Below are 22,291 nucleotides of genomic sequence, written 5' to 3'. Positions count from 1 at the left end.
AGTGCCGACCTAGACTTTGAACTAACCCGCAGAACTCCACATGCACCGAAAGGCAACCCCATGAGCAAAGTGAACGCAGGACTCCGTTATTCGGCAGAGCACGAGTGGGTGGACGGTTCCAGCCCCGTGAAGGTTGGCATCTCCGCCGTCGCAGCCGACGCCCTGGGCGACGTGGTGTACGTGGACCTGCCCGAGGTTGGGTCCGTCGTCACCGCCGGCGAGACCTGCGGCGAGGTCGAGTCCACCAAGTCCGTGTCCGACCTGTACGCACCGGTCTCCGGCGAAATCGTTGAGGTCAACCAGGACGCCATCGACAACCCGGCCCTGCTGAACGAGGACCCGTACGGCGCCGGCTGGCTCTTCACGGTCAACACCACGTCCGAGGGTGAACTGCTCAGCGCCGAGGAGTACGCAGAAAAGAACGGCGGCGAGCTGTGACCGATTACCTGAATTCCCACCTCGCGCAGATTGATCCGGAGGTGGCGGAGCAGATCGACAACGAGCGCCGCCGCCAGCAGTCCGGCCTGGAAATGATCGCCTCGGAAAACCACACCTCCGTAGCCATCATGGAAGCCCAGGGTTCGGTGCTGACCAACAAGTACGCCGAAGGCTACCCGGGACGCCGCTACTACGGCGGCTGCGAATACGTGGATGTCATTGAGCAGCTGGCCATCGACCGCGCCAAGGACCTGTTCGGCGCAAACTTCGCGAATGTGCAGCCGCACTCCGGCGCGCAGGCCAACGCCTCGGTGATGCACGCCCTGATCCGTCCCGGCGACACCATCCTGGGCCTGTCCCTGGCGCACGGCGGGCACCTCACGCACGGCATGAAGATCAACTTCTCCGGCCGCCTGTACAACGTGGTCCCGTACAACGTTGCCGAAGACACCCACCAGGTGGACATGACCGAGGTGGAGCGCCTCGCCCGCGAGCACCGGCCGAAGCTGATCGTGGCCGGCTGGTCCGCATACGCCCGCCAGCTGGACTTCGCGGAATTCCGCCGCATCGCCGATGAAGTAGGTGCCTACCTGATGGTGGACATGGCCCACTTCGCCGGCCTGGTGGCCGCCGGACTGCATCCCAGCCCGGTGCCCCACGCTCACGTGGTCACCTCCACCACGCACAAAACCCTCGCGGGTCCGCGCGGCGGCATCATCCTCTCCAACGACGCGGACATTGCCAAGAAGATCAACTCGGCAGTGTTCCCCGGACAGCAGGGCGGACCGCTGGAGCACGTCATCGCAGGCAAGGCCACCGCGCTGAAGATCGCCGGCACGCCTGAGTTCAAGGAACGCCAGGAGCGCACCCTCGCCGGTGCCCGCATCCTCGCCGGGCGGCTGCTGGCCGACGACGTCGCCGCCAAGGGTATCTCCGTGGTCTCCGGCGGCACCGACGTGCACCTGGTGCTGGTGGACCTGCGCAACGCCGAGCTCAACGGGCAGGAAGCCGAAGACCGGCTGGCGCAGATCGACATCACCGTGAACCGCAACGCTGTTCCGTTCGACCCGCGGCCGCCGATGGTGACCTCGGGCCTGCGGATCGGCACCCCGGCCCTGGCCACCCGCGGCTTTGATGAAGACGCCTTCCGTGAAGTGGCGGACATTATCGCGCTGGCACTGGTTGCCGGCGCGGATGATGACCTTTCAGAGCTGAAGGCACGCGTCACCGCGCTGGCCGAAGCGCATCCGATGTACACCGAGGTAGCCGACCTGGCCTCCTCACCCGCACGCGTCTAAGGAATCTCCATGGCTGTTGGCGTTTTTGACCTGTTCTCCGTGGGCATCGGCCCGTCGAGCTCACACACCGTGGGCCCGATGCGTGCCGCTGCCGTCTTCGCGGCGGAACTGGTCGACGCCGGCATCCTGGATTCCGTGGCCGGTCTCCGTGTTGATCTGTACGGGTCACTCGCGGCGACCGGCCGCGGCCACGGCACCATGACTGCGGTGCTGCTGGGACTGGAAGGCTTCGCCCCGGAAAAAATCCTGCCCGAAGAGGTTGAGGAACGCCTCGCAGCCATTGAATCAACCCGAAAACTGCAGCTGTGCTCGCAGGTCCCCGGTGCCGGCGCCTGCGTGCTGGAGTACGGGGAAGCGGACATCGTCCTGCATCCGCTCACCGTCCTGCCGCGCCACACCAACGGCATGAAGTTCGCCGCTTCCGCTGCCGACGGGTCGGTGCTGCACGCGGCAACGTTCTTCTCCGTGGGCGGCGGGTTCATTGTGCGCGAGGGAGAAGAAGACGCCGCCCGCGAGGAGCTGGAGTCCACCAAGGCGCAGCTTCCGTTCCCCTTCCGCACCGCCGTCGGCCTCCTGAAACACTGCACGAACAACGGGCTGAGCATCTCCGAGGTCATGCTCGCCAACGAAAAAGCGTCCCGGACCGAAGAAGAAATCCGCTCCGGCCTGCTGCACATCCGCGACGTGATGGAAGAGTGCAAAAACTCAGCCATCCGCCGCACCGGCCTGCTGCCCGGCGGACTAAAGGTCCGCCGTCGTGCACCGGCCTGGCACACCCGGCTGCGCGCCGAAGACCCGAACCGGGATCCGAAATTCTGGCAGGAATGGGTGAACCTCGTGGCGCTGGCCGTCAACGAGGAAAACGCCTCCGGCGGGCGGGTGGTCACCGCACCCACCAACGGCGCCGCCGGCATCATTCCCGCCGTCATGTTTTATGCCACCCACTACGGTCCCGGGATGGAAAACGCCACGCAGGAACAGAAGGACGACGTCGTCGTGCGGTTCCTGCTCGCGGCCGCTGCCGTGGGCGTGCTTTACAAGGAGCAGGCCTCCATCTCCGGCGCGGAGGTGGGCTGCCAGGGCGAGGTGGGATCGGCGTCCTCCATGGCCGCAGCCGGGCTGGCCGAAATTCTTGGCGGCACCCCGGAGCAGGTGGAAAACGCCGCCGAAATCGCGATGGAGCACAACCTGGGCCTGACCTGTGATCCCATTGGCGGGTTGGTGCAGGTTCCGTGCATCGAGCGCAACGCCATCGGCGCGGCCAAGGCCGTGAACGCGGCGAAGATGGCGCTCTGGGGCGACGGCGACCACCGTGTCTCCCTCGATGAAGTCATCGTGACTATGCGGGAAACCGGCCGCGACATGAGCTCAAAGTACAAGGAAACCGCACTTGGCGGATTGGCCGTCAACGTGGTGGAGTGCTGAGTTTCGGGTCTGCAGCGGGTTGAGCCGCTGCCCCTCCTTTGGTAGACAGTAAGGGTACTTAGTACTGCACCTGCCGGAAAGGAAGAGCAATGCCCAAGACCGGAAAGAATGATTCCGCCAAGAAGAGTGAACTGCCTTCAACTCTGCAGCGTTCGGATAAGAAGGCGCAGGATACGTTCGCAAAGACCTACGATTCCGCGGTTGACGAGTACGGCGATGAGGAACGCGCTGCGCGTACGGCCTATGCAGCACTGAAGCGCACCTATGAAAAAGTCGGCGACCGGTGGGAGCCCAAAGACGGGTCCGGACCCTCGGATGAGAGGGCTGAACGAGGCAGGGACTCCGCCGCGGAAACCGCCGGCGGGGTGAATGCCAAGGCCACCAAGAAACACCTTTATGAGATCGCCTCGAAGCTGGACATTTCCGGCCGCTCCAGCATGACCAAGCCCGAATTGGTCAAAGCCATCCAGAAGGCCAATGACAGGGAAACGCGGAAGTCCCGGGAAAACTAGGCTGCCGCTTGGCGCTTACTTCACGGCACCCATCGACAGGCCACGGACCAACCGCTTCTGGGGCACCCATCCAGCCAGGACCAGCGGCAGCGATGTGAGGACCGAGGCCACCTACTGCTGCGCCAGGTACAGGCCTTCGCTGGTCATCTCGGCAGGGCAGGTCTTTGATTTATTTTAGAAAATTTTGGTGTTTTCTGGGTCGGCGTGCGGGGATGTGGGGCAAGGCGTTAAACACCTCGGCGGAACCCCAGGTGCGCTTGAAGGGCCAACCCCGTGGCTGCGCCAGGTGCCCCGCTCCACAATTCAGTGTCGACATGGCTGAAAGAAACTAACCGCACTGGTCGACGACACGGCAGCGGCAAGTCTTGGACCATGGAAAACTCTCCCGCACCCGATCACAGTTCACCAAAGTCAACATTAGGTCCCGTCACATTCCTGGCCAGACCCAGGCAACCCACAAGCATGGTTCCTTAACGCATAACACCACTGAGTGCCGCAGCCCGGCACCCCGAGGTGAAAACAGGTTCATCAAACTCCTTCAGCACTTACCCCAAACAAAAAGAATTGGTTAAGATCCACATCGCGCCGCCCCACATGTTCTCCAAAGGTGGGGTGAGAAAATCCTGGTGGGTGTCTCAATTCTGAGGAACTGAGACACCCCAGGTGGCACCCTTATGAGTGCGTGCCCATAACCTCTTGCTATAGGTCGTTCATCACCGTCGGAGGCGTATGCGGGGAAGCATGTCCCGTTGATCTGCTGAGGTCCGAAGAACGCAGATGAGAAGCTGCCGGAGAATCTTATTGAACTAGGCCCCGGCGGCCCGTTCGAGGAGATCGGGTAGCCATTCGGCCATCTGTGGCACGGCAATCATGAGGATGATGAAGAGGACCGCAACGGGTAGGAACCACAGCAGAGAGGTAAAGATGTCCTTGAGAGTAATGCTCTGGCCAAGGTTAACCTCGGGGTTCTTCGTGATGTTGTGGACGACGAAGGACAGGATGCCCACGGGCGGGGTGATCATACCGATTTCCGCCAGCAGGATGACGAAAACACCAAACCAGAGAGCGCTGATGTCCATCGCTGCCAGGGTAGGCAAAAGAATCGGAATGGTCAGAAGCATCATTGACAGGGTGTCGAAGAACATCCCCATGATGAGATAGAGCAGGACGAGCACGAGGAGGAACCCGATGCGGTTCAGCCCAAGTCCGGTGATGTAGTCCGTGAGGAGCGTTGCAAGACCGGTGATAGCCAGCATTTTTGTGAGCATTGCCGCGCCGATGAGGATAAAGAAGATCGAGGCGGTCGCCGAGACGGTGGATACGGCGGCACGGGAGACACTGCCGAGCGGGTCATCATTCCTTTTGTACCATAACGTCAGCAGCATCGCAGTTAGAGCGGCGGCGGCGCCAGCTTCCGTGGGTGTGAAGGCACCAGAGAACATACCGCCGAAGAGAACAACCATGATGAGCGGGAAGCCCCAAATTTCACCAAGGGACTGGAAGCGCTGGCGCCATGTGGCGGGGGTCCTCCGGGCAGCGGAATTCTTACTACGACCGACCAGCGAGGGGGCAAAGAGGCTTAGGCAGAAGATGAAGATACTGAAAGTGACTGCGATGAGAACACCCGGCACCGCGCCTGCCATGAGCTGAGGGCCGACCGGGACTGATGCGATTCCAGCATAGACCACCATCAGCATCGAAGGCGGGATGAGTGCGCCGGGCAGACCTGCGACGAGGACGGTGCCAACGGCAATGCGCTTGTCATAGCCAGCTCGAAGCATCTCCGGGATACCCGTGCGGCCAAGCGTATAGGTCATGCCGATGGTGGAGCCAGATACCGATGCTAACCCAGCGCCGGCGGCAACGGTACCGATTCCGCTGCCGCCAGGTAACCAGGACAACCACCGGTCAGTGGCCCGGTAGATACGGGTAGCCATGCCGGAATGGGATAACAGCATACCCATGAAGATGAACATGGGCAGCACGGAGTACGTCCAGGACGAGACTGCATTGAAAGGGGATGTGCCGAGAATATTTATCGTTGCGGGAACACCGGAAAGTGCATAGGCGCCAAGGATGCTGGGGATCGACAACGAGAACGCGACGGGCACGGACATGAATAGCAGCAGAATCATCAGTGCTACGCACCACATGCCGGCTATAGGCCCGGAGGTGCTGGTGAAGAGTCCGGCCACGCAAATGCCCAGAAGGATGAAGCAGACGGTCAGTGCGATCTTACCGGGCTTGCGTCGGTTGCCCGACGGCAGCAACTTCCCGGATGTTAGGAGGGATGGCTGTTGGCCGTTCACGATTACGCCGCCATCGTCATGGGTGGTGCTGGTCGAAGCTGTCATCATAGGGCCCTTCGTTAGGAGACTGGTGCCTCAGAGAGCGGTTCAGTGGACGGTTTTGCCTTAACCGGCTCACGGGGGCTAACGACCTCTGGGCCGTTGCTGCAAGCAACGACGATGTCGTTTACGTACAGGACGGCCAGAACGACGAAGACCAACGGAACGAGGAAGTACACCGGCCACGAAATAATGTCGGTCACACCGGCGGTTGCTCCCACTGACATTTTGTCCAGGGCCTTCTGGAAACCGAAGACGCTGAATCCAACGCTTACCATTGCCCCCATCACGCAAGCGAAGACGAGGAAGATTCTCTGAATCCGCCAGCCGACGTTCTCTACCAACAGCGTGACGGTGATGTGTTCCTTCTGAAGATGAGCCGCAGGAATGCCCAGCAACGCGATCACGGGCATGTACCAGAACGATACAATTTCGGTCGTGCCATGAATCGGAGCGTTGAAGAAAAAACGCAGTAGTCCGTGAGCGACCACGTGCAGCATCGTCGTCACCACCGCAATCGCGGTCAGTACCAACAACACCCTTTTGAGACCTTCGGTCAGTCGGTTCATCGAAGTCACCTCGCTTTCGTTTGGGAATCAGCGGGAGCCCCGCCTTCCTCTCGGTTTTATACCGGATACAACGCCAGTCCTCGTCTCCTGAAAGGTGCCGCTTGAGTGCGCACATTCATACCGCGATATTGGCGAGTGTCCCGGGTAGTGAGTATGGAGTGTCGGAAAAGAGGTGGTCGCTATTCGCGGTTGCGGCTAGCGACCACCTAGGTGCCTGAGTCCGGGCTCGATACCGGGTCAACACGTGCTGGTCCTACACACGATCCGGATAGTCTTGGTTCTGGAGCCCGTTTTAATTGTGCGCAAGACCGATCCATATGAGCAGAGGTGGAGTCATATTCCTGCGCACAGCATCAGGAACCCTATGTCCATCAATTGGGGCGGTGTTCTAGTGCAGTGCCCTGTTCTATGGCTGCATCTACGTATGGCTTGAAGTCGGTATTCTTGTCGTACCATTTATCCAGCTCCTCAAGGGAGCCCTCATCGACGTAGCCAAGAGCCTCAAACGTCTCCTCCCAATGCGATTGAGATTCGCTGATGGTATTGAGGGTGTTCTCGTCGAGGAGTCCATTTGCTACAGCTTCCTCCGTGAGCACTTTCGATTGGTCTTCGAGTGATTTGAGCACTTCATTGTCGAAAGCAGAGATCTTTCCGCCAGCAGCCTTGGCCTGTTGAATCGCTTCGGCTTTGCCCTTCATGATGGTTTCCATCCCACCCAAGGCCGATTCTAGGTTGGCATCAAAGATGAGCTGCTGGTACGGAAGCGGAAAGTTTTGGAAACTGGAGCCGGCCAGGACGGCGCCGGGCGCACTAGCGAAGGTACTGGTTGTTGTGTGACCGATGTTGGGTGCAACTTCCAGGAAGCCGCTCTCAACTGCGGCAACGAGTTGGAACATTGTGCAGTCAACCGTCCCGCGTTGGAGAGCTTCATAAGTTTCTGCGTATTCCAGCGACACCGGAGAGCCACCAAGAGCGTTCAGCTGCTTGCCTTGGGCCGCGGAACCTATACGGGCCTGTTTTCCTTTCAAGTCGCCGAGGCTAGTAACGGGCGTGGAGCAAATGGGGTAGAAAATACCTCGGGCCGCCAATGGTGTCAAAGGAACGAGGTTCTTATCCGTATAGCCCTGGATAATGGACTCGTTATTCCAACCGAGTTCAGCGCCCATCACATAGTTGATTAATTCTTGTTGAAAGGGAGAGTTAGGTAGTGCGGCCATGACGGTGGCCAGATCATTGAAGGCGGGAAATTCTTCCGGTTCATAAATCGGCAGGGTGTAGGCCATATCCAGACGACCATCGGCTAGGGCGTCGTGCACTTCGCCGTAACCAGCGATGGCCTGTCCGTAGACAATATCTACCTTGATCTTGCCGCCGGAACGTTCTTCGATGATCTCTTTGAACCCGGTCACGAAGGGGGCCAAGGTGGAGTCCGGTGAGGCTGCGGCCGGTTGGTAAGTGATGGTAACGGGGTCGAGGTCAGCCAGTGCCTTGTCGATCACCTCTTGGGACGCACCGAACTCAAAGCCGGCGGTATCGACGGATCCATTACTTCCGGCGCCGTTGCCTCCGGCGCTGCCGGCACAGGCGGTGAGGGCCAGGGAAAGGATTGAGACCCCAGCGATCAAAGTTGTCAAGCGGGGTAATGCGGGTAGAGCGCTTCGTGCCTTCATTCATTCTCTCCTTCGAGTATCTACGAGCCAGGTGCCGAGGGGGCGGGGGTCTTGAACTCAAGTGCAGCGAGGACCTGCTGCGTCGGTTGTACATCGGCATATTTCTGCGACATGTCAAATAGATTTACGTCGTGAATGATTTTGCTGCGGTCGTAAACAGCGTCCTCAGGGACAGTAACGCGATAGTTATAGGAGAATGCGTCTACGACGGTTGAACGCACGCATCCTGAAGTTGAGCAGCCAGTTACGACTAGGGAGTCCACTCCTGCCTGCACGAGATACGAGGCCAAGGGTGTGCCGAAGAACGCGCTGGGATGGCGCTTTGGTACGAGGATGTCGCCATCTTGCGGAGCGATCTCCTCGACAAAGTCATACCCATAATCCGCAATCTGCATGATCGACGGAACCTTTGAGCCGAGTGCTCCTTGGTCAAAGTCCTTCTTAGGTGCAACGTGGGGGTACAGCACAGGCCAGCCGTTCTCACGAAACATCTTGAGCAGGGCGGAGATATTCTGAACGGCATCCCAAGCTACGTCGCCCACGCTCGTAGAAAATTCCTTGATCGCTTCATCAAACGGCCTCGGTTTTGTTCCTGTAGTCCGGTATTGCACATCAATGATGAGCAGGGCAGGGCGGTCCCCCATGCCGACCGGGTGTCCGAACCCTGCTCGGTTATACCGATCCAGAGTTGTTTCATCGATGAATTCAGAGGTGAAAATGGTCAAGAGGGTCTTCCTTCCAATGCTGCTGCACCACTGTGCGGTCGGGAAATGTATTTGCCGGCGCAGATGTCCGTGAGCGCACCGTCCCGGAGCGCAAATCTTCCGCCAACTAGCGTGTGGGCAACCGACAGAGGGATCTCGGTCCCTTCCCAGGGAGTGTAATCCGCAGCAGAGTGCTGCGTTTCCGCGGTGATTTTAGTTGGTTTATTGAGGTCAATTACGGTCAGGTCCGCATCTGAACCAACAGCAATTAAGCCTTTTTGGGGGTACATCCCAAATAACTTTGCTGATCGAGTGCTGATCGCGTCGACGATGGTCGCCAGACTGATTTTCCGGCGAAGACCCTCGGCGAGGGTCATCGGAACTAAGGTGCCCATGCCGGGGAAACCTGCCGAAGCATCCCAAATACTCTTGTCCTTATTGCTTCGGTGCCTAGCGTTGTGATCAGAACCAACTGTGTCGATTTGTCCATTGGCGAATGCGGTCCAGAGACTTTCAACATCCTCACGCGGACGCACGGGGGGATTCACTTTCGCGTAGACACCTACGTCGGAGGACGTATCAAGAGTCAGGTACTGCGTGCATGTCTCAATAAAGAGATTCGGGTACGCAGCCCGTTGCCGCGCAATCGCTTGCAAAGCCTCATTGCTACTTGTGTGAACGCAGTACACCGAAGCTCCAGTCACACTTGCGAGGTAGGCGACCCGCTGAGCAGCGTCAGCTTCAACGAAGGGAGGTCGAGCTGCGTTCCATGCTTCAAGAGGTGGGAGAGAGTCGTCCCGTGTGCTATCACTCAGCATTCGTACGAGTTCGATGTTTTCTGGGTGCGGGTTGATCATCGCACCGTGCTCAGCACTCTTCTTGAGTAGTTCATACATGAAAGAGTCATCATTGCCAGGCATACCCAGGTATGCGCCTTCATCCCCACGGAAGTTCATAAAGAACTTGAATGAGGAAACACCAAGGTTCATGTAGTCCTTGAATTCCTCGAGATGCTCTGGGGTGCCGAGCACAAAATGAAATCCAAAATTGGCGTGCGAATTTCCAGACATTACGGCCTGAGCATCTTCGAACTCGCTCACGTATGAATTCGAACTCATGAGATATGTGAGGATGGAGGTGACCCCACCCGCGACTGCGGAGGCGGTCTCTCTTTCAGCATCGTCGGGGTCACGTGGAACCCTGATGTCCTTACCGAGGTGCACGTGGGGATCAATGCCGCCCGGCAGAACAAGCTTTCCTGTTATATCAACAATTTCGGTGGCGTCATTGGCCGCGTCAGGCTCGGTAAGCGCGGCGATACGGCCGTCTCGAATCAGGATATCGACCGTCGATGTGCCGTGACCTTCGAGAAACACCTCTCCACCTGTAAGTCTTAAATCATACTTTTCCATCAACTTAGGGTCCTTTCATCGTTGAGTGTGCTTTCTAGGTTCATTACTTGGAGACTGTTACGGAGTGAATCCATAAGGTGTTCGCCGATTAGCCGCACACAGGTTTCTTCTTCGCGTTCACGCAATGCCTTGAGGATATGGTTGTGGGAGACGGCGGACTGATGTTTACGATCTTCCGACCGCTTAGTCGGGCGTAACGCGAGGTACAGCTTGAGGTTCGCCTCGATTAGCTCTTTGCGAATGAGTTCGTTTCCGCCGAGCTCAACCAACCGCTGATGGAAATCAAACTCAGCGACATACGGACCAGATGTCAACGTGTCGGAGGGAGAAGCGCCTGATTCTTGCCGGCGTTGTTCTGCTTCGAGCGCAGTTGATAGTTGCGTGATCTGATCATCAGTAGCTTTTCGAACCGCCAGGCGTACCGCGAACATCTCGAGTGCGCTTCGAAGCTCGTAGAGTTCAACGATTTCGCGGGGTTCATAACTCTTCACGAAGGCACCGTGATGTGTCTGCATGGTGAGGTATCCCTCTCCTGCGAGCCTTTTGATTGCCTCGCGAACAGGTCCGCGACTGATCAAAATGGACTCCGCAATCGCAGCTTCATTGAGCCGCTCTCCTGGCTGCAGTGTGCCGTCTGCCACCATCGAACGGATGTGCGCTTCGGCTTGGTCAGCGATAGTTTCGCGAGAAACGGTTTTTGGTTTTTGATTCATGGCGTTACTTCGTAACAGCTAGTGCTAGTACTGGGGTGACCAATTCGTGGCGAGTGTGATGCGAAGCGTAGTAATCCGGACTGGTATCCCTTTGCCTGAAAACTTGAACAGGCAGATGCACCTTTGCTCCTGTGATTGACATTGCAGCCATACCTCTCCTTTGTTGCGTTGCTCACATCCTAGGAGTCGTTTTGGGCAACAGTCAACTGTTGACAGTTTTTACCGGGCAGGCTAAGTTCGTATTGATTAACGACTTGAGACCCGCATCACATGCCGTACTGCAAGGCAGAAAACGTGCCTGAATTCGACACCTAGAGGCAGATACGTCAACGTTGCCAGAGCTTTTTCCCGGTATCTCGCTCTGATCAAGACTGACCATTCGCATTGAGGACCAAATTGTGACTGAAAACGAAACTACGACCATCAAGAGCCGATACGTCGATCTTCCGTCGGGCCAGATTCACATTCGGGGTTCTCTCGACGGCGACACCCGGACGCCAGTGTTGTTGTTGCATATGACCGCACTTTCCAGTGCCGTATATGAGCAAGCACTTATCCCGCTTGCCGAGTCGATTCGCCCTATAGCGATTGACACTCCTGGATTTGGATGCTCGGATCGTCTCGACTCTAAGCCCAGTATCGAGAAATACTCCGACGTCGTTCACAATCTGGTGAGCGAACTTGGTCTTAAGCGCCCAGCGCTTGTCGGGCAACACACGGGTACGAGCATCGCGATTGAATACGCGTTGCGGCATCCAGACGATGTGAGCGCTCTAGTGCTTTGTGGAGTCCCTGTCGTCACTGAAGCTCAGGCTGCGGCTCGGCTTGAGGGCAAGCAAAGTGTCGAGCTCGACGAATCCGGATCACATGTGACCTCCGCTTGGAATGGGTCGAGAAAGAAACACCCGCGGTTAAGCCTGGATACTGCGACTCGTTATTTGTCAGACGAGCTCCGTGCAGGTCCGGAATCATACATCGAAGCATATACGGCCGTATATACATATCCGATAGAGCGCAAACTTGCCGAGTTATCTGCTCTGTCGGTGCCGGTCCTGCTGCTCTACGGAACCGAGGACTGCATCGCAGATTTACAGGGGCGTGGAGCTGAGATCCTTTCAGGAGCTAGCGTGTTGACGCTCGACGGTTTGACCGACTTTCTCGCCGATGATGATCCTGCCGCATTTGCTGACGCCATCAAAAGGTTCCTTAGTGAACAGCCCTCGTCGGTCAGTTGCTAGTAGTTATCACGACGTGCATTTTTCGAATCCCATCTCACTGAAGGAGATATCCTGTGATTGAATCCCGCGCGGCAGTACTGCGGAATCCCGGAAGCCCACTAGAAATCGAAACGGTAACCTTTGCGGACCCAGGGCCTTCTGATGTGGTTGTTCGTATAGTCGCTGCGTCCATCTGCCATTCGGATGTCCACAACATTGCTAGTGGTGCTCCACACCTGCCGATGATTCTCGGCCACGAAGCTGCTGGTGTTGTGGAGCAGATCGGTTCTGCAGTAACCGATCTCCATCTGGGGCAGAAAGTTGGACTCTCATTTGTGCCCTCTTGTGGAAGTTGCCGAGCCTGTCTCCGCGGGTTGCGTGTAGCTTGCTCGAGGGGGAGTGGAATCGGTTCTGATGGCCGAGCTCTTGACGGAACGTTCAAGGCTAGGTCGACAGCCGGTGAAAAGGTCGGACAGATGGTGAGGCTGGGCGCATGGAGTGAGCGCACGGTGGTCCATCGTGATTCTGTCGTCGCTGTTCATCCGTCGACGGACATGAGAATTGCTGCTCTGATGTCGTGCGGATTTGTGACCGGCGCGGGTTCAGTGATCAATATTTTGCCAACCAAGCCCGGAGACAATGTTCTCGTGGTGGGCACAGGTGGCGTGGGAATCGCCGCAATTCAGGGCGCAAAGGTAGCCGGTGCATCTCGGGTAATAGCTGTTGATGTGAGCGAAGAGAAACTGGCGGTGGCGAAGTCGTTCGGCGCAACCCACGCTTTCAACGCCCGTGACGAGGGGTGGGTGGACGCTGTTGTTGAACTAACGGACGGCTTCGGTGTCGATAAGGTAGTCAATTGCGTGGGCAAACTTAGCGATGAAAACGTAGCTGAAGTACTAGGCGCTGTGATGGAAGGTGGGGTCGCAGTACTTGTCGGGGCTGGCCAAGCCAACCTTGATTTGTCAGCAATGGGCCGTAAAACAGTGGTTCGTACACTTTATGGCAGTTACGACCCCAAAGGAGACCAGGCACTTTTTCTAGAGATGCATAAAAACGGCTTGTTCGAAATTGAGGAAATGATTTCGGCGACATACTCACTGGAGAGCATTAATGAAGCCATCGCAGATCTAAAAAATGGAAAAAATATCCGTGGGGTAATTGAATTTGAAGTAGGTCACCAGGGATGATTAATGAAACCTTGCATGTCGGCATGCGAATCGGCAATGACGAGAGGGATTCTTCTGATGGTTTTCGATTTCAATCGATAAATCCCTCGGACGGTACAGTCGTTGCGACACTGCCAGAATCGACGGAGTCGGATGTTGATCTTGCGGTATCGACCGCTCGTGCAGCGCTTGATGGTGAGTGGTCCCGAACTGGGCCTGCTGATCGCCAACGGATGCTTCTCAACCTCGCTGACCTGATCCGTGCCAATCGTGATGAGCTTGCTCGCCTCGATTCACTCGAGATGGGTATGCCGATCACTCGCAGCCGAAACTCCGTTGACTCGGCGGCGGCGCATTTAGAATGGTACGCCGCAATGACCAGGACGATCAGCGGGCGCACGATAGAGAATAACCGTCCAACCGAACGGTTCAGCTATACGCTTCGTGAGCCTGTTGGTGTAGTCGGGGCGATCACGCCTTGGAATGTTCCCCTGACAATGATGGCCTGGAAACTGGGTCCGGTGATAGCGACTGGTTCGGTGCTCGTACATAAACCGGCGGAATACTCATCGCTGAGTTCGCTCCGGGTCAGCGAGCTTTGCCTTGAGGCGGGAATTCCCGCGGGCGTAGTCAACGTGATCACGGGTGGAAGGGTCGCTGGAGCGGCACTCGCTGAACATCTGGATGTCGATAAGGTTGCCTTTACCGGGTCGGTGAAGACTGGCCAAGCGATTATTCGCGCCTCCGCAGGGAACATTAAGCGACTTACGCTCGAACTGGGCGGAAAGTCACCTAACGTCGTCTTCGCTGATGCGAATCTCGAGGCCGCTGCGCTTGCCGCTGTTCAGTCGATCTTCGGAAATAGTGGTCAAATTTGTACGGCTGGTTCACGGTTGCTAGTTGAGCGGTCTATCCAGGATGAGTTCGTCGAGCGAATCCGGGAAATCACAAGTTCACTCGTGGTTGGAGACCCACTCAATCAGTCGACTGACATGGGTCCTGTCGCGTCACAATCGCAACTTGAGCGAGTACTTAGCTACATACATACCGGTGGCGAACAAGGCGCGACGCTCATCAGCGGCGGTGAACAGCTCACAGACGGGGACCTTAGAGAAGGATGCTTCGTCACACCGACAATTTTCGGGAACGTGTCTAACGAGATGGCGATCGCACAGGAAGAGATATTCGGACCCGTACTGTCTGTAACGCCATTCGACACCATTGATGAAGCTGTACAGTCAGCAAACTCAACGCAGTATGGACTATCAGGTTACGTGTGGACCGAGAAGCTGCGGACCGCCCACGAGATGACACAGCGATTGAAGCTCGGCACGGTGCACGTGAACTCAAGCAACATCGACCCTGCGGTTCCGATCGGAGGCCGAAAAATGAGCGGCTATGGCAAAGAGCTCGGCTCAGAGCAGCTTGAGGAGTACCTCGAAACGAAGACAGTTTGGATTGCACAGTAAAGATCCGAAATGCCCAGCTATAACCCCCAAGAGGAGAGACGTGTCAGATTTAGTTCGCGCTATAGATACAGTATGCAATTTTGAGTTCCCTGGTGAAGGAGCCGGCCGCACAGGATGGGCCCACCAGTTCATTACCGAGAAGATTGGTGCAGACCCACGTCTGATTGAAGACTTCACCCCAGAGAACTTTATTGACTACCTAGATGATGCAGGCGTGGAGCATGCATTCCTGATTGCGGTCCGAGCAGGTTCATATTTAAACACATTGAGCCGCGAAGTGACCTATGAGCAGGTCGCCAAAGTCGTTCAGGCTCACCCAACACGGTTTAGTGGTCTCGCGGGCATTGACCCGACTCGAGGAATGCGGGGCGTTCGAGAGCTCGAGGTTGCGGTAAAGGAGCATGGTTTCGTTGGGGCGCACCTCTATCCCCATTGGTTCGAGGAATCCCCGGATGCTGCTCGCTATTATCCCTACTATGCGAAGTGCGTCGAACTGGACATCCCGATTCAGATGCAGGTGGGACACTGCCTGCGGTATTCCGCGGAGCGGCCGTTGGCGAGTGTGACCCGTCCGATGGCGCTGGATCGAATTGCGTGCGACTTCCCCGAGCTGAAGCTCGTGGGCATCCACATCGGGTGGCCTTGGACCGAGGAGATGATCGCGGTGGCTTACAAGCACCCCAATGTGTATATCGGATCAGATGCGTATGGTCCGAAGCACTGGTCCAAGGAGTTCGTGCACTACATCGACTCTTGGGGTCAGGACAAGGTGCTGTTCGGCACTGATTTCCCTGTTATTAACCCGGAAAGGGCGCTACGAGAAATTGCTGAACTGCCCATCCGTTCCACGAGCATGGCAAAGTTTCTCCGTAACAACGCCATCGACCTGTACAATCTTCCGCTCGAGCGCGCGGTTGTCGAAGCTCAGCAGTGAAGGCGGGCAATAACGTGGAAACCATTGTCGAAGACATACTGCGCTGGTCCCCTGAGCGCATTAAGGAACTGCAGGGCAAGCGACTGCGGGAGGCGGTCTCACGCTGCTTCCGAGGACACCCCCATTATCGAAAACTAATGGAAAGACAAGGAATCACGCCCGACGACATCCAGACGATCGACGACCTGGAGAACTTTCCCGTCACGACTAAAGCGGACTTTGTTGCGAACCCCGAAGCCTTCCGTCTGCAGCTTGATGACCTTCCGGTTGAGGACCAGGCGCTGTCAAGAATCATCTACACAACGGGCTCCACAACTGGTGTGCCTGCGCCTGTTTATGTGACCGCGGCCGATCACTACGACTACATGCTGCGGTCGGTTCGGCGACGTGACTTCATCGATATTCGAAAAGGAGACCTGATGGTCAGCCTTTTCCCGCTGACGCCGTACCCCATGGGGGCGGCAGGCCGAGCCATCGCAGAAGCTTCGGCCTGCGGCGCAGCATTATTGGAAACCAATCCCGGACATTCCGGTGACTTGGTGTCACCACACAGGAGAACCGCCGAGATCATGGAGCTGGTGCTTGAGCACCAACCACATATCTTGTGGGGGATCCCGAGCTACGTTTTGAAATTCCTCAAGTCGGTTGCATCGACCGGACAGCAACTGCATCGGCTGCGTGTTGTGATGGTGACGGGAGAGGGACTGAGCAAGGCGATGGAGCAGAACATTCGTGATGCGATGACTGCGGTAGGGGCAGAAGACAACAACGTGGTGAACCGTTACGGATCCACTGAACAGGGCAGTGCGATGGTCGAGTGTGTGCCTGGATCCGGTTTTCACGATCTTGCGCCCGACTCAGTATTCATGGAAGTTCTCGACCCTGAGACAGGAAAACGGTGCCCCGATGGTGTCGAAGGTGAACTCGCCTTTACCCATCTAAACCGATCGGGGACCACGCTCCTGCGATTCGCGGTCGGTGACCGTGCAGTGTTGTCACATGAACCGTGTCCACACTGCGGTCGAACCGGATCCGCCCGGATGGTCTCCGGCCCCTTTCGAAGTGGAGACATCGTCAAGGTCAAAGGCACGCTCGTGAACTTAGCGGCCATGTGTGATCTCGTGTCCAAGACTCCCGGAGTCGAAGATATGCAGGTGATCGTTGAGTATAAAGACGGACTTGACTCGCTCCGAATTCGAGTGGCGCCGCACGAGAGCGTGTCTGTTGACAAAGATTCATTCGTAGACCGGGTGCAGCGAGTCGTCCAGAAGGCCACGTCCATTACCCCGCAGATCGAAACTGTGTCTATGGGTGACCTCATAGGGGCTGCCGCTGCAGGCAAGCTTCGGCGAGTGATTGACCAGAGGAAGGAAAGTTAATGATGACTAATATAGGACCGAAGAGTGAACTCGCTGAACGGCTCGGTGCGAGATATGCAGTATTTGGCTTCAGTCATGACTGGGAAGTTGTCGCTGCGGTATCTGCCGCAGGGGGAGTGGGAGTACTGGGAACCAACCGGTACGACCCTGATGAGCTTGCTGAAGATCTGAAAAAGATCGAGCAATCTATCAATGGAGCACCCTATGGGGTTAACCTCCTGATGCCCAAAGCCGCGACGGCAGAGGATTTGTCCGCAATACCCCAAGAGCACACGGAGTTTTTCGCCGACGTGTGTGAAGAGCTTGGATTACCGGCGGGGGATGAGTGGGTCAGCGACCGCACCTTCGGTGGCGACGTAATGACACGCGAACATGCACTCGAGCTCTGGGATGTCTGTGCGAATGCGTCTCCGCGTCTCGTGAGTTTCGGGCTCGGTGCCCCCCCCGAATCCGTTAGGCACCAAACGCGCGACATGGGCGCGATCATGGTGGCCCTGGCCGGGTCGAGGCGACACGCGGAACGTTTGAAAGACGACGGCTTTGACTGCATCGTTGCCCAAGGGTACGAGGCGGCCGGGCATACTGGGTCGGTTAGCACCTTCGTGCTTGTGCCGGAACTCGTGCAGTCCATGGCTCCGATCCCCGTTCTCGCGGCCGGTGGCGTGTCACACGGGAGCCAGATCGCCGCGGCCCAGGCTCTAGGGGCACAAGGTGTATGGATTGGAACGGCATTGCTCCCGACCGAAGAGAGTTCGCTCCCCGAGACACTCAAAGAACGACTCCTTGAGGCCGGAACACATGAAACTTACCGAACACGCGCACTAAGTGGTAAGCCATCTCGGCAGTTGAAGAACGACATTCTGGATGCTTGGCAACGCGAGGACGCTCCAGACCCCTTACCATCACCGTTGCAGGGCCGTCTGATGGCCAACGCTGTCGTATCGGGCCTAAAATCAGAGAACTCACGACTGATGATTAGTCCCGCAGGTCAGGGGGTTGGTCTGCTTCATAAGAGAGAAACGGTGGGCGCCCTCATAGATCGTTTGGTAGCGGAGTATGGCGAAGCCGTCACAAGTTTCGTCTGAAGCTTCCTTTGTTTGAGGCGGAGGACGTGAGCGAGAAATCTACTCCGATGGTGGGATCCTCGCTTTCCAGAATGATGACCTTTGACGTTTATGAAGTCCTGAACGTCAAAGGTCGTCGTCCTTTGCATGCTGACTAGCGACTGTGAAATCCTGCAGGCCGAGTCGCGGTCCCCGCCGGCCACTGTCCGACTCGACCTGGGACTTTTATGGTTATTGGTGTCCTAGGAAGAGAGCATTATGGCTGCACATCGCATTGGTTAGGCCGGCTGTGTTGCCCTCAGCCCATCCACATACCGCCGTTGATGTCCAAGGCAATTTCGATACTGCCACGCTGGAACTCAGCCAATCCACGGCACTAGCAATTTCACTTAGTTCCGCAATATGTCCTAAGGGAATCTGGTCAATAAGACGGCCCGGATCGTTCGGTTTGAGCGATCGAGCATAGGCGTGGCGGCGGGACCAGCCGCTCATCACGCCCAAGGTTATCCGACGTACACCACGCTTAAACGTTCATGGGGACCATTGCTGGAGACGAGCAACGCTCCCCGCCACTGGTCGCGTCAGTCTCGCATGAAAAAAGCACCCCCCATCGCGGTGGATCCGCTGGGGTCATGGTCCGCGGGGCCGGCTACTACCAGTACGTGAGTGATCCGGGCCGCATTTTTACTAGTGTTGACCAAAAGAAGTTCAGTGCCTTGCTCATCATGCATGTCGCGACCCGGTTTGAAGAGCTCATCAAGGACTAAGCGGATGACCAAGCGACCCCGGAGGATCCATTCCTAAGGGCCGTTGACATCCTCGTCATGCTGCCGTCGGTAGCGGAGGCATGGGCGAGGGCACTGTGGAGCAGTGGAAGCAAGTCATGGACGACATAAGACCTCGGCGTTACAGGCAGGGACCAGTGGGTTACCCGTAGCGAACCGGCTCAGCGCCGGGCCCGGTGCGTGGATGAAATGTTGATGATTTCCGAACGTCCGGCAGAGGGTACGGACCGTGCGGCGCCCGGGCACTGGGGAGGAGACCTGATCACCGGGCCCCTAACCGCTCCGTGATCGGTGCCCTGGTCGAGCGCAGCCCCCGGTACGTGATGCTGGTGCACCTTCCCGGAGATCATGGAGCGGAAATCTCCGGGCACCGCTCCTTCAGCATGGCGACCGGGATGCCAGTCTATTTCCGTGACCCGGCCACCCCTGGCAGCGCGGATCCAACGAGAACACCAACGGGCTGCTGGGTCAGTACTTCCCCAAAATCACGGATTTGTCCGTGCATAGTCTGGAGGATCTTGAGTTCATGGTCCACAAGCTCAACGGATGGCCAAAACGCTCGGCTTGGACAGACAGCCCCGCCGAGCGTTTACGTGATTGCAACGACACTAGAACCCGCCAGGCCGGAAGGGTCCCTTCTGCCATCTCGAAGGGCTGGTGGGTGGCGGTCCGGGCGGCGCAGGAAACTACTTGTGATTTGGATTACCTTCATGGGTTAAGTAAGGCTGGGTTTCTTCATTCGGCAGCAGGCTTACTTCTATCCGAGGATTGAACAATGGACATAACACGGGCAGTTCCCATGGCACCTGCATCAGAGGAGTGGCTGGGATCGGTTGATGCCGGCATTAACTCCTTCTTCGAACCCATAACGGCCGCATTTTCCGCCATCGTGTTTTTTCCCATCACGATTGGCGGCTTCAGCTTTCCGGCGGTTGTGGCCTGGCTGATTATCGCCGGCGTTGTCTTCACGATTTACTTCGGCTTCATCCAGTTCCGCGGCATGAAAGTTTCCGCCCAGGTGGTCCGCGGCAAGTTCTCCTCAAAGGATGACCCGGGGGAAGTGCCGCACTTCCAGGCCCTCACGTCGGCCCTGTCCGGCACCGTAGGCCTGGGAAACATCGCAGGCGTCGGTGCCGCCATTACCCTTGGCGGCCCGGGCGCCACGTTCTGGATGATTCTGGCCGGCCTTCTGGGCATGGCCACCAAATTCGCTGAATGTACCCTCGGAGTGAAATACCGCGAAGTCCACGACGACGGATCCATCAGCGGCGGCCCGTTCAAGTACCTGCCCGTGGCGTTCAAGCGTTTCGGGCGGTGGCCCGCGAAAATCCTCACCGGGACCTTCGCCGTCGCCATCCTGCTCTTCGGCGTGGCCGGCGGAAACATGTTTCAGGCCAACCAGACCTTCGCCCAGGTCCAGAACGTCACCGGAGGCGAGGACGGCATCCTGGGCAGTGCCGGAGCTGCCCTGCTGTTCGGGGTAATCCTGGCCGCGCTGGTGGCCGTGGTGATCCTGGGCGGCATCAAGTCCATCGGGGCCACTACGTCGAAGCTGGTTCCGGCCATGGGCGGCGTATATATCCTCGCCTGCCTGTTTATCATCGTGGTGAACTTCGAGAATGTTCCTGCCGCCTTCGGCACCATCATCGAGGGCGCTTTCCGGCCCGAAGGTTTCGCCGGCGGCATTATCGGCGTCATGATCATCGGGTTCCAGCGGGCCTCCTTCTCCAACGAAGCAGGGGTGGGCTCCGCAGCCATTGCCCATTCGGCGGTCAAGACCCGCCGGCCCGTCAGCGAAGGCTTTGTGGCCATGTACGAGCCTCTGGTGGACACGGTCCTGATCTGCACCATGACCGCCCTGGCGATCATCATGGCAGGTGCGCCGAGCCTGCAGGCAGGCATCGCTGAAGTACAGGGCGGCGGCGACGCTGCCGACGGCGTAATCATCACCTCCGATGCCTTTGCCACCGTCCTGCCGTGGTTCCCGGTGGTGCTGTCCATCGCCGTCGTGCTCTTTGCCTACTCCACCCTCATCACCTGGTCCTACTACGGACTGAAGTCCTGGGAATACCTCTTTGGCCGCGGGCGCCGCCGGGAAATCGCCTACAAGGTCATCTTCCTGACCTTCACCGTTGCAGGCTGCGTGCTGTCCTTCAGCCAGGTCATCCAATTCACCGACGCCGCACTGTTTGTCTGCGCCTTTGTGAACCTGCTGGGCGTCTACCTCCTGCTTCCGGTAATCAAGCGGGAAATGAAGCAGTACCTGGCGGACCGCAAGAGCGGAAAACTGGAAATGCTGGGCATCGAGGACGAGGACATCAAGGACGCCGCAGCCAACGCCTGAGCGGTTCCTCCTACTTCACGGCACCCATCGACAAGCCGCGCACCAGCTGCTTCTGGGCCACCCACCCGGCAATCACCACCGGCAGGGAAGCCAGGACCGAGGCGGCGGAGAGCTGGGCCAGGTACAGGCCTTCGCTGGTCATCTGGGACACCAGGAACACCGGTACCGTGGCGGATTTGGCCGCCGTGAGGTTCAGGGCGAAGAAGAACTCGTTCCATGCAAAGATCACGCAGATCAGGGCGGTGGCCGCCAGCCCCGGCGCCACCATGGGCATCAGGACCCGCCAGAGTGTTTTCATCAGGCCGGCGCCGTCCATCTGGGCGGCCTCAAGCACTTCGGCTGGTACTTCCTGAAAGAAGGAACGCATCATCCACACCGCAATCGGGAGGTTCATGGAGGTGTACAGGACCACCAGGGTCCAGATGTTGTCCAGCACCTTCAGCTGCCCGGCAATGACGTAGATGGGCATGATGACCGCCACTACCGGGAGCATCCGGGTGGAGATGAAAAAGAACAGGACGTCGGAGGTCTTTTTTACCGGGCGGATGCTCAGCGCATAGGACGCCGGAACGGCCATGATCACCACCAGCAGCGTGGAAACGCCCGTGGCGATCATGGAGTTGACGAAGTAACTGCCGGCTCCGGCGTCGAGCACTGCCCGGTACTGGTCCAGCGTGGGCGAGAAGAAGAAGACGGGCGGATTGGACGCGGCGGCGGATTCCTGTTTGAAAGAGGTCAGCACCATCCACAGCACGGGTGAGAAGAACCCGATCGCCAGGATCCAGGTCAGCGCGGTCAGGAGGGAGGCTCCCGTGCGGGGGTTGCCTTTCCGCTGCCGTGCGGA

The 22,291-nt window shown here is 57.8% G+C and carries 18 protein-coding genes and 1 pseudogene; 12 read left to right on the top strand and 7 right to left on the bottom strand.

Going from position 1 to position 22,291, the window contains the following annotated elements:
• The first annotated feature begins 60 nt into the window (after window positions 1-60).
• From gcvH to QMA10_RS01785, 4 genes are all read left to right on the top strand, one after another.
• Window positions 61-438, top strand: coding sequence for a glycine cleavage system protein GcvH (gene gcvH / locus QMA10_RS01800; protein ID WP_290165587.1), 378 nt, complete (start codon window positions 61-63; stop codon window positions 436-438).
• Window positions 435-1,736, top strand: a complete 1,302-nt coding sequence (gene glyA / locus QMA10_RS01795; RefSeq protein WP_290165586.1) for a serine hydroxymethyltransferase — start codon at window positions 435-437, stop codon at window positions 1,734-1,736. Before gcvH ends, glyA begins: the two co-directional genes overlap by 4 nt.
• A 9-nt stretch (window positions 1,737-1,745) precedes the next feature.
• Window positions 1,746-3,161, top strand: coding sequence for an L-serine ammonia-lyase (locus QMA10_RS01790; protein ID WP_290165584.1), 1,416 nt, complete (start codon window positions 1,746-1,748; stop codon window positions 3,159-3,161).
• An 89-nt stretch (window positions 3,162-3,250) separates the two neighbouring features.
• On the top strand, window positions 3,251-3,673 hold the full coding sequence (locus QMA10_RS01785) for a ChaB family protein (RefSeq protein ID WP_290165582.1): 423 nt from the start codon (window positions 3,251-3,253) through the stop codon (window positions 3,671-3,673).
• 806 nt (window positions 3,674-4,479) lie between these two features.
• Here QMA10_RS01785 and QMA10_RS01775 read toward each other — a convergent pair.
• From QMA10_RS01775 to QMA10_RS01750, 6 genes are all read right to left on the bottom strand, one after another.
• The gene (locus tag QMA10_RS01775) at window positions 4,480-6,030 is read right to left on the bottom strand and encodes a TRAP transporter large permease (protein ID WP_290165580.1); all 1,551 of its coding nucleotides are present in this window, start codon (window positions 6,028-6,030) and stop codon (window positions 4,480-4,482) included.
• Window positions 6,031-6,041: 11 nt separating this feature from the next.
• On the bottom strand, window positions 6,042-6,590 hold the full coding sequence (locus tag QMA10_RS01770; protein WP_290165578.1) for a TRAP transporter small permease: 549 nt from the start codon (window positions 6,588-6,590) through the stop codon (window positions 6,042-6,044).
• 371 nt (window positions 6,591-6,961) lie between these two features.
• Window positions 6,962-8,260 carry a TRAP transporter substrate-binding protein DctP gene (gene dctP, locus QMA10_RS01765; RefSeq protein WP_290165576.1) on the bottom strand — a complete coding sequence of 433 codons (1,299 nt, stop codon included), beginning with the start codon at window positions 8,258-8,260 and terminating at the stop codon, window positions 6,962-6,964.
• 20 nt (window positions 8,261-8,280) lie between these two features.
• The gene (locus QMA10_RS01760; RefSeq protein ID WP_290165574.1) at window positions 8,281-8,985 is read right to left on the bottom strand and encodes an isochorismatase family protein; all 705 of its coding nucleotides are present in this window, start codon (window positions 8,983-8,985) and stop codon (window positions 8,281-8,283) included.
• Complete coding sequence (locus QMA10_RS01755) at window positions 8,982-10,376, bottom strand: amidohydrolase family protein (protein ID WP_290165572.1); 1,395 nt, start codon at window positions 10,374-10,376, stop codon at window positions 8,982-8,984. Before QMA10_RS01755 ends, QMA10_RS01760 begins: the two co-directional genes overlap by 4 nt.
• The gene (locus QMA10_RS01750) at window positions 10,376-11,089 is read right to left on the bottom strand and encodes a GntR family transcriptional regulator (protein ID WP_290165569.1); all 714 of its coding nucleotides are present in this window, start codon (window positions 11,087-11,089) and stop codon (window positions 10,376-10,378) included. Before QMA10_RS01750 ends, QMA10_RS01755 begins: the two co-directional genes overlap by 1 nt.
• 398 nt (window positions 11,090-11,487) lie before the next feature.
• Between QMA10_RS01750 and QMA10_RS01745 the strand changes: the two genes are divergently transcribed.
• From QMA10_RS01745 to QMA10_RS01710, 8 genes and pseudogenes are all read left to right on the top strand, one after another.
• Window positions 11,488-12,327, top strand: coding sequence for an alpha/beta hydrolase (locus QMA10_RS01745; RefSeq protein ID WP_290165568.1), 840 nt, complete (start codon window positions 11,488-11,490; stop codon window positions 12,325-12,327).
• 53 nt (window positions 12,328-12,380) lie between these two features.
• A complete protein-coding gene (locus QMA10_RS01740) occupies window positions 12,381-13,493 on the top strand; it encodes a zinc-binding dehydrogenase (RefSeq protein ID WP_290165567.1) in 1,113 nt (370 codons plus the stop codon).
• Window positions 13,490-14,941: an aldehyde dehydrogenase family protein gene (locus QMA10_RS01735; RefSeq protein WP_290165565.1), complete on the top strand. Its 1,452-nt coding sequence runs from the start codon at window positions 13,490-13,492 to the stop codon at window positions 14,939-14,941. Before QMA10_RS01740 ends, QMA10_RS01735 begins: the two co-directional genes overlap by 4 nt.
• A 40-nt stretch (window positions 14,942-14,981) precedes the next feature.
• Complete coding sequence (locus QMA10_RS01730; RefSeq protein WP_290165563.1) at window positions 14,982-15,875, top strand: amidohydrolase family protein; 894 nt, start codon at window positions 14,982-14,984, stop codon at window positions 15,873-15,875.
• 14 nt (window positions 15,876-15,889) lie between these two features.
• On the top strand, window positions 15,890-17,254 hold the full coding sequence (locus QMA10_RS01725; protein ID WP_290165561.1) for an AMP-binding protein: 1,365 nt from the start codon (window positions 15,890-15,892) through the stop codon (window positions 17,252-17,254).
• Window positions 17,254-18,339, top strand: a complete 1,086-nt coding sequence (locus QMA10_RS01720; RefSeq protein WP_290165559.1) for a nitronate monooxygenase — start codon at window positions 17,254-17,256, stop codon at window positions 18,337-18,339. The genes QMA10_RS01725 and QMA10_RS01720 overlap by 1 nt, the downstream gene beginning before the upstream one ends.
• A 929-nt stretch (window positions 18,340-19,268) precedes the next feature.
• Window positions 19,269-19,695: pseudogene (locus QMA10_RS01715) on the top strand (IS30 family transposase); the annotation flags it as partial.
• 183 nt (window positions 19,696-19,878) lie between these two features.
• Complete coding sequence (locus QMA10_RS01710; RefSeq protein WP_290165556.1) at window positions 19,879-21,447, top strand: alanine/glycine:cation symporter family protein; 1,569 nt, start codon at window positions 19,879-19,881, stop codon at window positions 21,445-21,447.
• A 10-nt stretch (window positions 21,448-21,457) separates the two neighbouring features.
• Here the strand turns inward: QMA10_RS01710 and QMA10_RS01705 are convergent, their stop codons facing one another.
• Window positions 21,458-22,246, bottom strand: a complete 789-nt coding sequence (locus QMA10_RS01705) for a carbohydrate ABC transporter permease (RefSeq protein WP_290165749.1) — start codon at window positions 22,244-22,246, stop codon at window positions 21,458-21,460.
• Between the last annotated feature and the right edge of the window lie 45 nt (window positions 22,247-22,291).

Source organism: Arthrobacter sp. APC 3897 (genome assembly GCF_030407495.1).
In the GTDB taxonomy this organism is placed as follows: Bacteria; Actinomycetota; Actinomycetes; order Actinomycetales; family Micrococcaceae; genus Arthrobacter_B.
This window is presented reverse-complemented; position numbering and strand designations above follow the sequence as displayed.